The organism is Dethiosulfovibrio peptidovorans, assembly GCA_002748665.1.
Classification (GTDB): Bacteria; Synergistota; Synergistia; order Synergistales; family Dethiosulfovibrionaceae; genus Dethiosulfovibrio; species Dethiosulfovibrio peptidovorans_A.
Genome location: PDTB01000028.1, coordinates 1 through 15,462 on the forward strand (window position 1 = coordinate 1; position 15,462 = coordinate 15,462).

Annotated in this window: 12 protein-coding genes and 8 tRNA genes; all 20 read right to left on the minus strand. The window is 55.2% G+C overall.

The window, feature by feature from the left end; translation table 11 throughout:
- Positions 1–444 (minus strand): hypothetical protein (locus CSA35_08260; GenBank protein ID PIE53969.1); only part of this gene is annotated, 444 nt, incomplete at its 3' end.
- Positions 444–1,760: a tetrahydrofolylpolyglutamate synthase/dihydrofolate synthase gene (locus tag CSA35_08265; GenBank protein PIE53970.1), complete on the minus strand. Its 1,317-nt coding sequence runs from the start codon at positions 1,758–1,760 to the stop codon at positions 444–446. The genes CSA35_08265 and CSA35_08260, both read right to left, overlap by 1 nt.
- The gene (locus tag CSA35_08270; GenBank protein PIE53971.1) at positions 1,757–4,414 is read right to left on the minus strand and encodes a valine--tRNA ligase; all 2,658 of its coding nucleotides are present in this window, start codon (positions 4,412–4,414) and stop codon (positions 1,757–1,759) included. Before CSA35_08270 ends, CSA35_08265 begins: the two co-directional genes overlap by 4 nt.
- On the minus strand, positions 4,414–5,034 hold the full coding sequence (locus CSA35_08275) for a ribosome biogenesis GTP-binding protein YsxC (GenBank protein PIE53972.1): 621 nt from the start codon (positions 5,032–5,034) through the stop codon (positions 4,414–4,416). Before CSA35_08275 ends, CSA35_08270 begins: the two co-directional genes overlap by 1 nt.
- Positions 5,034–7,349 carry an endopeptidase La gene (lon, locus tag CSA35_08280; protein ID PIE53973.1) on the minus strand — a complete coding sequence of 772 codons (2,316 nt, stop codon included), beginning with the start codon at positions 7,347–7,349 and terminating at the stop codon, positions 5,034–5,036. The genes CSA35_08275 and lon overlap by 1 nt, the downstream gene beginning before the upstream one ends.
- A gap of 3 nt (positions 7,350–7,352) precedes the next feature.
- Positions 7,353–8,642, minus strand: a complete 1,290-nt coding sequence (locus CSA35_08285; GenBank protein ID PIE53974.1) for an ATP-dependent Clp protease ATP-binding subunit ClpX — start codon at positions 8,640–8,642, stop codon at positions 7,353–7,355.
- A gap of 123 nt (positions 8,643–8,765) precedes the next feature.
- Entirely contained in the window at positions 8,766–9,344 is a 579-nt protein-coding gene (locus CSA35_08290; GenBank protein PIE53975.1) for an ATP-dependent Clp protease proteolytic subunit, read from the minus strand.
- 39 nt (positions 9,345–9,383) lie between these two features.
- On the minus strand, positions 9,384–10,679 hold the full coding sequence (gene tig / locus CSA35_08295) for a trigger factor (protein PIE53976.1): 1,296 nt from the start codon (positions 10,677–10,679) through the stop codon (positions 9,384–9,386).
- A gap of 326 nt (positions 10,680–11,005) precedes the next feature.
- Positions 11,006–11,090, minus strand: a tRNA-Leu gene (locus CSA35_08300).
- Between the two features lie 20 nt (positions 11,091–11,110).
- Positions 11,111–11,186: transfer RNA gene (locus CSA35_08305), tRNA-Lys, on the minus strand.
- 33 nt (positions 11,187–11,219) lie between these two features.
- A tRNA-Lys gene (locus CSA35_08310) sits at positions 11,220–11,295 on the minus strand.
- Positions 11,296–11,306: 11 nt separating this feature from the next.
- Positions 11,307–11,383: transfer RNA gene (locus tag CSA35_08315), tRNA-His, on the minus strand.
- Positions 11,384–11,396: 13 nt separating this feature from the next.
- Positions 11,397–11,473, minus strand: a tRNA-Arg gene (locus CSA35_08320).
- Positions 11,474–11,481: 8 nt separating this feature from the next.
- A tRNA-Gly gene (locus CSA35_08325) sits at positions 11,482–11,557 on the minus strand.
- An 18-nt stretch (positions 11,558–11,575) separates the two neighbouring features.
- Positions 11,576–11,653, minus strand: a tRNA-Pro gene (locus CSA35_08330).
- A gap of 14 nt (positions 11,654–11,667) precedes the next feature.
- Positions 11,668–11,742 (minus strand) — tRNA-Ala (locus CSA35_08335).
- Between the two features lie 254 nt (positions 11,743–11,996).
- A complete protein-coding gene (locus CSA35_08340; GenBank protein PIE53977.1) occupies positions 11,997–14,345 on the minus strand; it encodes an endonuclease MutS2 in 2,349 nt (782 codons plus the stop codon).
- Between the two features lie 6 nt (positions 14,346–14,351).
- Positions 14,352–14,951, minus strand: coding sequence for a hypothetical protein (locus CSA35_08345; protein ID PIE53978.1), 600 nt, complete (start codon positions 14,949–14,951; stop codon positions 14,352–14,354).
- Complete coding sequence (locus CSA35_08350; protein ID PIE53979.1) at positions 14,897–15,148, minus strand: hypothetical protein; 252 nt, start codon at positions 15,146–15,148, stop codon at positions 14,897–14,899. Before CSA35_08350 ends, CSA35_08345 begins: the two co-directional genes overlap by 55 nt.
- A gap of 17 nt (positions 15,149–15,165) precedes the next feature.
- Positions 15,166–15,459 (minus strand): hypothetical protein, encoded by a 294-nt coding sequence (locus tag CSA35_08355; GenBank protein ID PIE53980.1) that lies wholly within the window; start codon positions 15,457–15,459, stop codon positions 15,166–15,168.
- Between the last annotated feature and the right edge of the window lie 3 nt (positions 15,460–15,462).

Here is a 15,462-nt window from a genome sequence, read left to right on the forward strand (position 1 = left end):
ACCCGGACCAACCCATGCCATAACCGGGGAGAAATCATTCACGCCTTGTCTCTTCAAAAAATTCGCCGCTGAGGCCACCACGTTCAAGGTAGTCCCCGCAAATCCCGAATGAAGAGAGAGACGCCAAGGACAAGGGCTGTCACAGGAGAGAAAAACAGGGTAGCAATCTGCAAACTGAAGGGTCGATATCACGCCCTCCCGTTGAAGAAAGACACCGTCACCTTCGATGTCCCCCTCCGCGATGGTCTCCTCATCGAGGATCCGATCCCCATGAACCTGTTTCAGAGAGAGGGTCGGCCCCAAAGACCTCAGCATGGAGATAACCTGGTCCTGAGGGCAGGGATCGTCAAAACGGAGGGTGAGGGCAGCTAGAGGTACAGCCCCGTCCATGAACTCCAGGATCGGTATCCCTCGCCACAGGCCCTTACGAAAGAACGGAGGCACTATTCCTGCATATGGGCCAATATCCAGCCCACCAGGTACAGGCTGCCGCAACAGAGCACGACGTCGCCCCGACGAAGAGCCAACTCCAGGGCACAATCGGGATGGGAGACGGCTATCGGGGGACCGGTCCACGGCAGAGACGCCGCTATCCAGTAAAGGACCTCGGCGGAGGCGCATCGGTCATTACCCGGAACCTGAGTACAGATCAACCGACAGGCGATGGATCGAGAGAGGATCTCCAGGGTCTTTCGGTAATCCTTATCGGCCATGGAGGCGTACACCACGACCAAACGTTCACGCCCGAATAAACGCGGCAGATTCTCAGCCAGAGCCTCCATGCCATGTGGATTATGAGCACCATCCACCAGAATTGGCGGTCGTTGACTCACAACCTGGAGCCTTCCGGGCCATTGGGTCGCCTTAAAACCGTGGAGTATAGCCTCCTCCTCCAAAAGGGGGAACCGATCCTTCAGAGTCAAACACGCCTCGTATGCCAGGGCGGCGTTTCGCCCCTGGTGAGCTCCAATGAGCCCCAGTGAAACAGGTGTATCACGATCTCCCCGACGAAGGACACAGCTCGTACCGGAGAGCCCCACGGTGAGATTCTCTACGGACACGTCCTGATCGACCACGATCCCCTGCGCTCCACGAGCACGGCATACGTCAACGAACAGGCGGGAGAGTGGACCGCCTCCGTCCCCAGCGTAGACAGCAGCTGTCTTGTCTCTGACCACAGCGAACTTTTCTCCTGCAACAGCTTCGAGACTGTCTCCCAAAAACTCACAGTGATCCATAGCTATAGGGGACACCACGGATACAATCACATTGGACAAGACGTTGGTGGCGTCCAATCGCCCCCCCATCCCAGCCTCAACGACGGCGACATCCACCTCTGACTCAGCTATGAGGAGGATAGCCGCAGTCGTGAGAACCTCGAAGTACGTCGGTCGATCCAGGGAGAGAACATGATCACGCTGGAGCCGCTCCTCCACACGCTTCAGGGCCTGCATCCAACAGTTTGGAGGCAGGGGAGCACCGTCCACCAGGAGCCGTTCGCCAAAGCTGACCAGGTGAGGGCTGGAGTACAGAGCCGTCCGATATCCGGCCTCCCTGAGAGCCGAGGTCATCATAGCGGATGTGGATCCCTTGCCGTTCGTTCCCACCACGTGGATCGATGAGAAACGACCTTCGGGATGATCCAGAAGGTCGAGAAGCCGGGAGACCCTTTCGAGTCCAGGATTGATCACCGGACTCGAAAGATCGTTCAAGAGAGCCTCGACAGCCTCGTACGGCCCGGCGAACGACGAGACGGTCATTCTGACAGACTCGCCACGTTGTCCTCAATCCGCCGAATGCGTCTCTCAAAATCGTCGATCCGCTGACGTTCCTTCTCCACCACGTCGGCAGGAGCTCGTTCCACGAAGTTGGGGTTAGAGAGCTTCCCACGGCTCTTCTCCAGGTCTCTCCGTACCTGGTCTCGCTCCTGAGTCAGTCGCTGAATTTCGCTGTCCACGTCCAAAAGATCTCCTACAGGCAACGAGACTATGCCAAAGTCCAGAACGGTACTGAGAGCCTTGGGAGCCCCTTCCGATGTGGGATGGATAGAGATGGACTCCACCTTGGTCAGAAGGGAGATGAGGTCACTGTTGTCCCTGATCAAAGCCGCTGCATCTGGACGATCAGTCCGAACCACGATGGACTGAACCGATTTCTGGGGCGGAAGCCCTGCCTCTGCCCGAAGGTTTCTGACCGTCCGAATCAGTTCCCGGAGGATGTCCATATCGCCACATCTTCGAACGGATTGATCGTCGACCTCAAGGAGAACCCAGGACTCCCTCTCCATGGGAATATGACCAAAAGCAAAAGCCTGCCACAACTCCTCGGTGACGAAAGGCACGAAGGGATGAAGCATCGTCAGAACGCCACGGAAGACCTCAAGAAGCACCCACAGGGTAGCCTCCTTTCGCGTCTCTCCCTGGTTTCCCCACAGGGCTGGCTTGGACATCTCCACGTACCAGTCACACAGGTCTCCCCATATAAAATCGTACAGAAGCCTGGCAGCATCGCCGATCAGGTATGCATCCAGATTGTCGGTTACCTGGACGTTCACTTGGGCGAGTCGATCCATGATCCAACGATCATGGAGCCGAAGATGATCCGGTTCGGGGCGATTCGGCTCGTCGTCTCCCAGGTTCATAAGAGCAAAACGGCTGGCGTTCCATATCTTGTTCAGGAAATGCCGGTAATTCTCTATCTTGGCCGGACTCAGGAGGATGTCCCGACCAGGCATCGTGAGCGCAGCTACGGTAAACCGGAGGGAATCGGCGCCAAACTGATCAATCATGGTCAGGGGGTCGATCACGTTCCCCTTGGATTTGGACATTTTCTGACCACGCTCGTCCCGAACAAGGGCATGGATGTACACGTCCTCAAAGGGGATCTCGTCCATAAACTCAAGCCCCATCATGATCATCCTGGAAACCCAAAAGAAAATGATATCGAAGCCAGTCACCATAAGGGACGTGGGGTAGAAATATTGAAGATCCTGGGTATCATCGGGCCACCCCAGGGTAGAAAAAGGCCACAGAGCACTGCTGAACCACGTGTCCAACACGTCCTCGTCCTGGGTCAGAGCCGATGAGCCACAGGAGACGCAGCGATCAGGGTCGGTCTCGGAGACCGTCAAATGACCGCAGTCTCCACACGTCCAGGCCGGGATGCGGTGTCCCCACCAGAGCTGTCGGGAGATACACCAGTCACGGATGTTCTCCATCCATTGGTAGTATGTCTTGGTCCAGTGTTCTGGAAGCCACCGTATGAGCCCTTCCTGCACGGCGGTCACGCCTCGATCGGCCAGAGGTTTAGCCTTGACGAACCACTGTTCTGAGAGGTAGGGTTCGACCACTGTATTGCACCGGTAGCAATGCCCCACCTGGTGGGGAAGGTCCTCCACAGAGCTCAGAAGTCCCTGGGCCTCCAGATCCCCCACAGCCCGTTCCCGAGCCAGGGCTACCGGGAGCCCCTTGTACTCACCGGCATTCTCGTTCATAATCCCATGGTCGTCGATGACCTGAAGCTGCTCCAGACCGTGACGCTGTCCGACCAGAAAGTCGTTGGGATCGTGAGCTGGGGTGATCTTGACAAAACCCGTTCCGAACTCGGGATCTACCATATTGTCCTCAATAATCGGGATGGCCCTACCACCAGTGAGCGGAGCGACCACTTTTTTGCCTATAAGGTGCCGGTGTTTTTCGTCCCTCGGATGCACTGCCACAGCCACGTCACCCAGGATGGTCTCGGGACGAGTGGTGGCAACTACGATGTGACCGGGCTCGTCGATAATTTTGTAGATCACGTGATAGAGTTTTCCTGGCTCTTCCGAGTGCTCCACCTCCAGGTCGGATAGTGCCGTCTGACACCGGGGACACCAGTTGATGATGTACTTTCCCCGATAGATCAATCCCTTCTCGTAGAGTCGAACGAATACGGCACGAACGGCCTTGGAGAGGCCCTCGTCCATGGTAAAACGAAGTCGTCGCCAGTCACAGGAATTGCCCAGTTTTTTCTGCTGGGTAATGATCCTGTTGCCATATTCCTCTTTCCACGCCCAGACCCGCTCAATAAACTCATCCCGGGGCATATCGTGTCTGGAACGGCCTTCCCTGGCCAGTTCCCGCTCCACCACGTTCTGGGTAGCGATGCCGGCATGGTCCGTTCCGGGGAGCCAGAGTACGTTAAACCCCCTCATCCGCTTGTACCGACAGATAATGTCCTGAAAAGTGTTGTTGAAAGCGTGCCCCATGTGGAGGGACCCTGTTACGTTTGGCGGCGGAATAACGATTGAAAATACCTTTTTCGAGGGGTCTACATCGGCCTCGAACAGTTTTTCGTCCAGCCACCATTGGTACCATTTATCCTCTATGGGTTTAGGATCGTAGTTTTTGGAAAGGTCAGTGCGACGCTGGTTCATTATCGTTCCCCCTCGTTCTCTCCGTATTGGCGCCATTCGATCAGATACTCCCCGATAAACCGTTTCAGCTCATTCAAGCCCATTCCGTCCTCAGCAGAGGTGACGGGCGGAACGTCCACAGAACGTACCCCCTCCCGGATATACCGAAAGAGCTCACCCTTACGCTTACTGCGGGAGACCTTATCTCCCTTTGTAAAAACGGTCAGGATGGGCAGCCCCAATCCGTCGACCCATTCCTGAAGCTCCCGGTCGTTCTTCAAAAGCCCGTGGCGAAAATCAACCAGATGAACCACCAATGCCAAGGAGCGCCTGGTGGTCATGTATCTCTCTATGAGCCGTCGCCACTGATCCTGCTCTTTCTTGCTTCGAGCCGCATAGCCATACCCCGGAAGGTCGACCAGGATGAAGGGATCTCCCGCTCCGTTCACCTCGAAAAAGTTGATACTCCTGGTTTTTCCGGGTTTTGAGCTGATATGAGCGATTTTCTGGTCGATAAGACGATTGAGAAGGCTGGATTTCCCGACATTGGACCGCCCAGCCAGTGCGATCTCTGGATACTGTTCCCCGATAAATTGGCCGGACTCAAAGGCCGTCCGAACCAGACTGGCCCGCCATCGCATCAATCAGCCTCCAGAGCGTGGCGGAAGACCTCCTTCGCAGAGGAGACGAATATGAAGGAGAGTCCCTCCCGAACCCAACCTTCCAGTTCCTCCACATCGGGACGATTTCCCTCAGGCATGATAAGGGAAGTGATCTTGTTCCTCTTGGCGGCCAGGACCTTCTCTCGGACTCCCCCGATTGGGAGAACCTGACCTAAAAGAGATATCTCACCGGTCATGGCCACGTTAGGCCTGTACCGACGACCAGCCAGGACAGACAATATAACCACAGCCATGGTGATCCCCGCAGAGGGACCGTCCTTGGGGATGGCTCCCTCTGGCACGTGAAGATGGACATCAAATTGCCCCCAGTTCAAGCTACCGAGTCCCAGCTGAGAGCTGTGTCCCTTGAGATACCCCATAGCCGTCTGGGCCGATTCCTGCATGATGGTCCCTAAGTTTCCGGTTAAGGTGACTTGTCCCTTTCCTTCACAGGAGATGGCCTCAATGACGAGCACTTCCCCCCCAGCCTGGGTCCAGGCCAGTCCAAGAGCGATTCCTCGTCTGGGAGACTTGGAAAGCCGAAGGTCGTATCTCTTGGGAGCCCCGAGGAAGTCCTTGATGTTTTTGGACGAGACAATCACCTTTCCCCGAGGCGTGTCATCACTCTCAGCCTCCACGATCGCCATGGCTGCCTTGCGGCAGATGGCCGACATCTTTCGTTCCAGGTTCCGAACCCCGGCTTCTCTGGTATACTCCGACACGATCTTTCGATAGACTCCGTCGGAGATGGAGAGATCTTTACGGGTCAGACCGTTTTCTCGAAGGAGCTTGGGCAAGAGGTGTTTCTTGGCGATATGAAGTTTCTCCTCCATAACGTACCCCGATAGCTCGATGACCTCCATCCGATCCAGAAGAGCTCGGGGGATGGTATGAGTCACGTTGGCCGTGGTGATAAACAGAACCTGGCTCAGGTCGAAGGGGACCTCCAGATAATGGTCGGTAAATCGATCGTTCTGTTCGGGATCCAGGACCTCCAGCAGAGCCGAGGCCGGATCACCTCGAAAATCGTTGCCTAACTTGTCAACTTCGTCCATGAGAAGGACCGGATTTTTAGTGCCTGCCTGTTTTATCTTCTGGATAATCCGTCCGGGCATGGACCCGATGTAGGTTCGACGATGCCCCCGAATCTCGGCCTCGTCCCGGACACCGCCGAGGGACATACTCACAAAGGTCCGCCCCATGGCGTCGGCAATGGATCTCCCCAGAGAGGTTTTACCGACCCCGGGAGGCCCCACAAGACAGAGGATCCCCCCCCGTGCGCGGTCCCCTGCCAGCTTTCGGACAGCGATGAACTCCAGAAGGCGTTTTTTAATTTTTTCCAGACCGTAGTGGTTCGAGTCCAACACCGATCGGACTGTTGAAAGCTCCAGCACGTCGTCGGTAAGCGTATGCCAGGGCATGCCCAAAATCCAGTCCACATAGCTTCGGACCACCGTAGCCTCAGCAGAGAGAGACGGCATCTTACCCAGACGATGCAGCTCCTCCCGAGTTTTGTTCTCGACATCCTCGGGCAATTTGGCCTCCACAATTCGCTGTTCATAGTTATCGACCTCGGAGTCCGAGTCATCCTGACCAAGTTCGGACCGAATGACCTTGAGCTGTTCCCTGAGGTAGTATTGTTTTTGCCCGTGTTCCAGTTCCTGCTGAACCCGACTGTGGATATCGTGCTCCAATTTGAGAAGCTCGTTTTCCTCCAAAAGGATCTTGATGAGCATCTCCATCCGGGTCTCCATGCGATAACACTCTAAAAGATTCTGCCGTTTCTCGACATCCACCGTCAAATGGGAGGCGACCAGATCCGACCACTTGTCCAGGTCTCGTACCGAATTGACCGACAGAAGAATCTCTGGAGGAAGCTTTGGGTGAAGAGTCACGTAGTCCTCGAAGGCCAGCAGAACACTCCGTTTAAGGGCCTCGATCTTCTCGTCCTTTCGCCATCGGCCGGACTCCACCGGGATAAGGTCAGCGGACAGGACGTCTCGCTCTTTTACATAGGTTCGGGCTCTCATACGAGCCAGCCCCTCAATGAGAACCTTCGTAGAGCCATCAGGAATCCGAACCATCTGAAGGATGTTGCAGAGAGTTCCCATGGAATACAGGTCGCTCTCGCCAGGATCGTCCACGGCCAGGTCGATCTGAGTCGCCACGAAGATTTTTCGATCCTCTAAAATGGAGAGCTCAATGGCCTTCAGGGAGCGGGGACGACCGATGAACAAAGGTGCAATGGACCCTGGGAACATGACCATATCCCGAACAGGGAGAACATAAGCCATGGATCAGGCAACCTCCTCATCGGTCCTGAGAACGAATCGGGGCGACTCGGTTCCCTCGACAAAGCCTGGTTCGATGACGATCTTGGCGATGTCCTTTTCACGGGAGGGAAGCTCATACATGAGGTCGAGCATCCGTCCTTCCAGAATAGTTCTGAGAGCCCGGGCTCCGGTTTTTTTTGCGGCAGCCTTCTCCGCAACAAGCCTGAGGGCCTCCTCGGAAAACTCCAACTCCACGCCCTCCAGCTCAATAAGGCGCATATACTGACGAACCAAGGCATTTCTGGGCTCAGTGAGGATACGGACCAAGGCATCGACATCCAGACTCTCCATGGGCACGAGGACGGGAAGGCGACCGATAATCTCAGGGATAAACCCGTATGAAACCAGGTCATCGGGCTCAGACTGAGAGAGGATCTCATATTTCGTCTCCGCTGACTGGCGACACACGTCTCCGCCAAAACCAATAGCTTTTTCGTTTACCCTTCTGGCAACGACATCCTCCAAACCATCGAAAGCACCGGCACAGATGAAAAGGATGTTGGTCGTATCGATCTGAATGAAGTCCTGATACGGATGTTTTCGGCCCCCCTTGGGCGGCACGTTGGCCAAGGTCCCCTCTAAAATCTTGAGCAGGGCCTGCTGGACTCCTTCCCCTGAGACGTCTCTGGTGATGGATGTGGATTCGGACTTGCGAGTGATCTTGTCGATCTCGTCGATGTAGATGATGCCCCGCTCGGCCGCAGCCACGTCGTAGTCGGCAGCCTGAAGCAAGCGAACCAGGATATTCTCCACGTCCTCTCCAACGTATCCCGCCTCGGTCAGAGCCGTAGCGTCGGCCATGGCGAAAGGAACCTTAAGCCTCCTGGCCAGGGTCTGGGCGATCAAGGTCTTGCCCGAACCCGTAGGCCCGATGAGCAAAAGATTGCTCTTTTGTATATCCACGTCGCTATCCTGGGATTGGTTGTTCTGAACCCTTCGGTAGTGATTGTAGACGGCGACAGCTACCGCCCGTTTAGCGTACTCCTGGGAGATAACATATCGATCAAGATAGGCCTTGATATCCTTGGGTTTAGGAATCTCGGCAAAATCCAAAGGACTTGCTTTCACATCGGCCTGCTGATCGTCGGTTTCCTGTTCCTCGTTGAGGATCAGGGAACACAGATTGACACACTCGTTACAGATATAGACACCGGGACCGGCGATGAGTTTCACCGCCTCTTCCTGAGATTTTCCACAAAACGAACACCGCAGGTTTGTATCCTTACCTTGGCCTCCGTCGTCAAAGGTCTTCATACTCCTTCCCTCCTCAAGACTGGTACAGGGGGACACCCCGTTTGTCCCACAATACGCAAATAAGGGATACCCATAATGTTGGGCTCCCTTATTTCAAAAAAGCCACCTCTCCAGCTACGATGACTAGCGTTTGTCGATAACCTTATCCACTAGACCGTAAGACATAGCCTGTTCACCCGACATGTAGTAATCACGCTCCGTATCAGCACAGACTTTGTCATACTCCTGCCCACTGTGGTTGGCCAAAATCCGGTTCAGAGTCTCCTTGGTATGGAGGATCTCCTGAACCTGGATAGCCATATCCGATGCTTTTCCTCTGGTGCCGCCCCATGGTTGGTGGATCATAATCCTGCTGTTCGGCAGCGATATACGTTTCCCCCTGGTTCCAGCGGTCAGCAGGATCGCCGCCATGCTCGCAGCGATTCCCACCACGATGGTGGAGATATCACATTTGACATACTGCATGGTGTCGTATATGGCGAGCCCAGCCGTGGTGGAGCCCCCTGGGGAATTGATGTAAAAGTAGATATCCTTTTCAGGATTTTCGCTCTCCAAAAAGAGCATCTGAGCGATCACCGAGTTGGCCAGGCCATCTCCAATTTCGTCACCGATAAAAACTATCCTGTCCTTCAACAGGCGCGAATAGATGTCGTATGAACGCTCACCGCGTCCGGTCTGTTCTATAACGTAGGGAACATACATAGGTATACGATCCTCCCCATAGGGCTCGATTCGCCGATTTTATTCTTTGGGATCTCCCTCCGGGAGTTCCTTTTCCTCTATGGTCACCTTTTCCATCATAGCGCCTATGGTTTTACGGGTTTTGACGGAATGAACGATCTCGCTGAGTTTTTCTCTATCCTTTGTAAAGGCGTTTCGGACCATCTCCGACTGAACTCCGTACATCCCCGCAAGTCGCTGGAACTCCTCCTCCATATCGTCCTTGGAAAGCTCGACACCGAGCTCTGTGCCATAGGCATCAAGAACCACGAATTCCTTCACGTCCCGTTCAGCCTGAGCGACGATCTGTTTCTCCTCGGGGCGGTCGCCTTCCTGTTCGTCCAGCCGTTTGTTGATATTCTCGATCTGGCGCTTCACCATGGAATGAGGGAGGTCCACCTCGGAATTTTGGACGGCCTTGAAGACCATCTCATGCTCAGCGCTCTGCCGAGATTCGGCCTCCATATGCTCTCGAAGCTGCTGGCCGATTCTCTCCCGAAATGCGGAAAGATCCATCTCCCGCCCCTCGTCGCCAAAGACAACCCCAAAAAATTCGCTGTCCAGCTCTGGAAGCACAAGTTCATTAACCTGTGAGACCGTAAAATGATACCGGGCAGTTCGACCTGCCAGTTTCGTATCGTGATAATTCTCGTCGATCTGGACGTCAGCGTCTCGTTCATCCGATGGAGAAACCCCCACGAGTGCCTCACGGATCTCAGGACGAAGCGTCTTTTCGTTTAATTCAAAGCGATGCTCCTCCGCATCGTGAGAGACGAGAACCTCACCCTCATCGTCCAAAACAGTCGTAGCATACTGGGCGATAACCAGATCCCCCAGCTCGCTCGGCCGATCGACAGAGGTCGGCACAGCGTGTTTCTTACGAAGGTTCTCAACGGCCTCGTTCACGTGGACCTCGGTCACTGCGAGCTTCGGTTGTGTCACCGTTATGTCCGCAAGCTCCGCAAGGGTGACCTCAGGCTCGACCTCGAAGACCACCGTGATCTCGGCATCCTTGCCCTCCTCCATAACATCGACCTTAACGTCAGGATCTTCAATGAGTTTAAGGTCATAGTCGGTCGTCAGGCTCTCCAAGATATTCGGAAGCAACGCCTCCAGGGCCTCCGCCAGGATGGCATCCTTTCCGAATCTGAGATCTAAAACCTTTCGAGGTGCCTTCCCTCGGCGAAAGCCGGGGATCGAGGCGTTTCGAGAAAGTTTTTGGTATGTCTTGGTAATTTCCTTAGCGAAATCATCCACCTCGACGACTGCCTTGATGGTGATGATGTTCTTTTCCTGCGATAGCATCTCCGATCTCACGAGAGGCAACCCCTTTCACGACATTCCTAATTCTTTAAAATAGACCACGGTAGTATATCACAAACGAGGATCAATCACTCACAGATCTCCACGAAACGTCGAAGATCCCGGTCGAATTGGTACACAGTTGTGTCATACAGGTGAAAAAGCGAGTCAAATCACCTCGTCCAGGGGGGTAAAGGTATCCTGCATCATTCTATCACCTCGACAGGGCTGAAGTCTGAGGATACACAGACGCAGCACCTGAGAACGTCACGGACGCACTTCGAAACAAGCTTATCACACAACAAAAGAGGGGAAACACTAAGAAGGGAAATAGAAAGAGATGGTGCGAGAGAGGGGATTTGAACCCCTACGCACGAATGCACTGGATCCTAAATCCAGCGTGTCTACCAGTTCCACCACTCTCGCATCGTTCACGACAAAAAGAATGGTGGACCGCACAGGAATCGAACCTGTAACCCCCTGATTAAGAGTCAGGTGCTCTGCCAGTTGAGCTAGCGGTCCACATCCAAAACGATTGGGATGGCGTCATATACATGGTGGATCGCACAGGAATCGAACCTGTAACCCCCTGATTAAGAGTCAGGTGCTCTGCCAGTTGAGCTAGCGATCCACAATAAAAAATGGGGTGAGTGAGGGGATTCGAACCCCCGACCTCTGGAACCACAATCCAGCGTTCTAACCAACTGAACTACACTCACCGTCATATCTGTTTGGCGCGCCGGGCAGGACTCGAACCCGCGGCCCACGGCTTAGAAGGCCGTTGCTCTATCCAGCTGAGCTACCGGCGCAAGAAAAATGGAGCGGAAAACGGGACTCGAACCCGCAACCCCCAGCTTGGAAGGCTAGTGCTCTACCAATTGAGCTATTTCCGCTTATCCACGGGTTTGACATGGTCGGGGCGAAAGGATTCGAACCTTCGACCCCCTGCTCCCAAAGCAGGTGCGCTAACCAGACTGCGCCACGCCCCGATCGAAAGTCGAAATGGTGGAGCTGGGGGGACTCGAACCCCCGACCTATTCCTTGCGAAGGAATCGCGCTCCCTCTGCGCCACAGCCCCCAGTCCTTCAGGACGGCGTCAATTGTACTGACACGTCTTACTCTTGTCAAGCCAAATATCGCTGCTTATGGCAAAACACCGTTCTTATACTGGCTCCAATAGGTGCGACTATTTCGTAGCGAACGGACGACTTCTCCCCCTTATCCTGAAAGCAGAAAGTCGCTTTTCGAGAACGGACTTTTGGGCGAGACAGGACTCTGATGGAACGAGCTGAGGCTGGGAGACTCGGATGTGGGTTTTTTAGAGGTGCCCTATTACCGAAACGACACGATGGTGACTCCGTATCCCCCTTCGCCGTTCTCACCCAGACGAAACGAGGAAACGTACTGAAGGCAGGAACAGAGTTTGTGGACCTTACGCCGAAGGATCCCCTCACCCCGGCCGTGGATAACCGTGACCTCCCCATACCCCGCACGGACAGCCCTGTCCAGATAGTCCGCCACCAGGGGCATCGCCTCGTCCACGGTCATTCCGCGAACCATGATGGAACTCGGCACCCCTACAGGACGTGCCACAGCTATGGACGGACCGCTCACCTCCTGTCGAGGCCTCTTATCGCTGAGGGTCAGCTTGTTCAGTGGAACCTCCACACGAAGACCTCCAACGAGGACCTGAGCCTTTTTCTCCTCCAGGGCGAGGATTTCACCGGCTGACGAAGCACCGGAGACCTGAACCACGTCGCCGACCTGGAAACCTCTGGGACGATCGTCCCTCACCTCCTGAGCCTCCATGGTCGCCTGGCGAACCCGAGACCGCTCCTTGGTTCGGGCGATCTTTTTCTTGTGCTGATCCAATGCTCGATGAGCGGCAGACTGAGCGGCCGTTTCCAGTCCCCGGAGCATCTCCTTGGCCTGGCGTTCGGCCTGTTCCAAAATTCGCTCGGCCTCTTGATCTGCCTTCATCATGGTCCGTCTCTTGATCTTCTCCAAACGTCGTCGCTGCTCCTTCAGGGACACTTTAAGACGCTCTATCTCGACCCGTTCGGCTCGTAGCGCCGTCTCCTGGGCCTCCAGGGCAGCGTTTTTTCTCTGCAGTTCGCCGATCATGGCCTCCACGGATGCCTCGCCGCTTTGAAGGGCCTTTTGGGCCTCCAGCGCGACTTCCTTCTGTATACCCAACCGTTGAGCGATTGCCAGAGCGTTGCTCTGCCCCGGAACACCCATCACCAGACGGTACGTGGGAAGGAGTTTCTCGACGTCGAAGTCCATGCTGGCCGTCTCGACCCCCTGGGTCGTCGTGGCGAATTTTTTGATGGGGTTATGGTGCGTCGTGGCGAGGACCAGAGGCCCCCGACGAAGCAAGACCTTCAGAAGAGCCACACCCAAAGCAGCTCCTTCCTGGGGATCGGTTCCGGCTCCCAGTTCGTCCAGGAGGATCAGAGAGCGGTCATCGCAGCTATTCAGGATCTGGATAACGTTTGTCAGGTGAGCGCTGAAGGTCGATAAGCTCTGTTCTATGCTTTGTTCGTCGCCGATGTCGGCGTACAGCCCTGAGATATCCCCAAGCTGAGAGCCCTCGATTCCCGGCACGGGAAAACCACACCACGCCAAAACAACAGCTACCCCCACCGTCTTGAGAGCGACCGTCTTGCCTCCCGTGTTCGGACCGGTAACCACCAGAACCCGAAACGACCCACCACAGTGTACGTCGATGGGGACCACCGATGAACCCAAAAGGGGATGACGCAGGCCGAAAAAACGGAACGAAGATCCAGACGTCATCTCCGGGAAAATCCACCGTTCCCGGTCCATAAGCTCCGAGACGGAATAGCACATATCCACGGTTCCCACGACTTCCTGAGCGTCGAGGACAGCACCTTTTCTGGAGACAAAACGGGCCGTGAGCTCCCGAAAGATCCGCCGTTCCTCATCCCGTTCGTCCTGGCGAAGGGCAACGACCTTATTGTTCAGGGGAATGATGGCGTTGGGCTCCATATAGACGGAGTTCCCCGACGATGAGCGATCTACAAGAATGCCTGGAAATCGCCCCACGAACTCCTGTCGGACGAGGACCACCGATCGACCGTTTCGAATCGAGAGGACACGTTCCTGGAGCATGTGAACCGCACCGCTGTGTAACAGAGAGTTGACCTCCCGTCGAACCCGTCGGCGAACGTCGTTCAGTTTTTCCCTGATCTCCCGCAGCTTAGGGGACGCGCCGTCATAGAGGACGCCATTCTCATCCAATACCGACAGGGCCTCCAGATCGTCGGAGAAATCCCGCACCTTTCGGCTGAGGGGCAGGAGAAAAGGGAAGTCATCTTGAACCGATTCGACGGCCTCACGAATCCGCCCTCCCAGGCTCAGTACAGTTCGAAAACGCAGGAGCTCCTCTCCGGAGAGGAGCCCCGTCTCCTGAGCATCGTCCAGAAGACCGTTCAGCGGGGCAACGTCCGACATCCAGGGCAACGAACCGTATATAGAAAGATAGCGGCGGTATTCCTCAAAAAGAGCCTGCCGCCGAAGCACCTGCTCTCGATCAGAACAGGGGCTTTGGCGGCGGAGTACGACATCTCCCAGGCTGCTTCTGACACCCGAGGCCAGAAAACGGTTCAGAATGGTCTCAATCTCCAGGAGAGACAAGACCGATTTCGATATTCTCATGGCTTACTACGCCCTTTGAGCATCATCGCTCCTGCTCTGGACATTCTCCTCAACTTCTGAGGGGAGAAGTCCGCTTCGAACGGCGTATGGAGCGACATAGGGCCATACCAGGCGAGCCAACTCCATGGAGCGGCTATCCTTCAAAATTTCCCGAGGAAGCAGAGGTCCAGCCATGGAGATCAGGACGAAAGCCACCAGCAAAAGAGCCGTCGATTTAACGATTCCAGCAAAGATCCCCAAAAGTCGATCCAGAAAAGTCAGGGACGTCAAGCTCAAAAAGGCCCGACAGAGCTTGGTCAACAGCGCTCCGATCAGGATGGTCACCACGAAGGCGACGACCATCGCGATGCCCTTGGCGACGGTGAGAGAGAGACTCTCAAAAGCGTTCACGATCATGAGCCCTCCCGGGGTCGCCAAACGAAAGGCCAGGATCACCCCTCCCACGGTAGCAGCAAGGGAAACGACCTCCCCCACAAGCCCTCGAAGAAGACCACGAACAGCGAAGACGGCCGTGACGAACAAAAAGACCAGATCGACAGCCCAGGCCAGGCTCACTCTTTTTCCTCCTCGCCGTACTCTTCTATCAACGACTCCAGCCTCTGACAGTGGCCATCAAACGAAAAAACCAGGTTCAAACACGCCAGGAGAAGCCTCCTGTCAGGAGATGCTTTGGGGTCGGTCTCGGCCAAAGCCCCCTCGACGATAGAGTGTATTCGCTCCCAGGTCGCCAGATCCAAATCGGTCCCGACGTCGTACCGATGGGGCCCGACGACCACAGTTCCATGATTTTTTTCTTGGGCCAATCGGACCACCACCTTCCCTACGATCTATTCTCTGAGGGGGTCTGAGGCATAAGGTTCTTGAGCTTCCCGTACATACTCGAGAGCTGCCCCTCCAGTTGATTTTTTTCCTTTTGAAGGCCCATCTTCTCCCTCTCAAGCTGCTCGATTCGCCTCTGGTATTCCTTCTCCTGACGGATTCGATCCACCTCTTTCTCTCTGAGCTGAGCCTTGGTCTGTTCGAGCTCGCCTGCCAGTCGATCCCGGGAATCCTTCAGTCCTTTCATCCGCTCTCCAAGTCCGTCGATCAGTTGGTCCATGTGCTCTAGATTCACTTC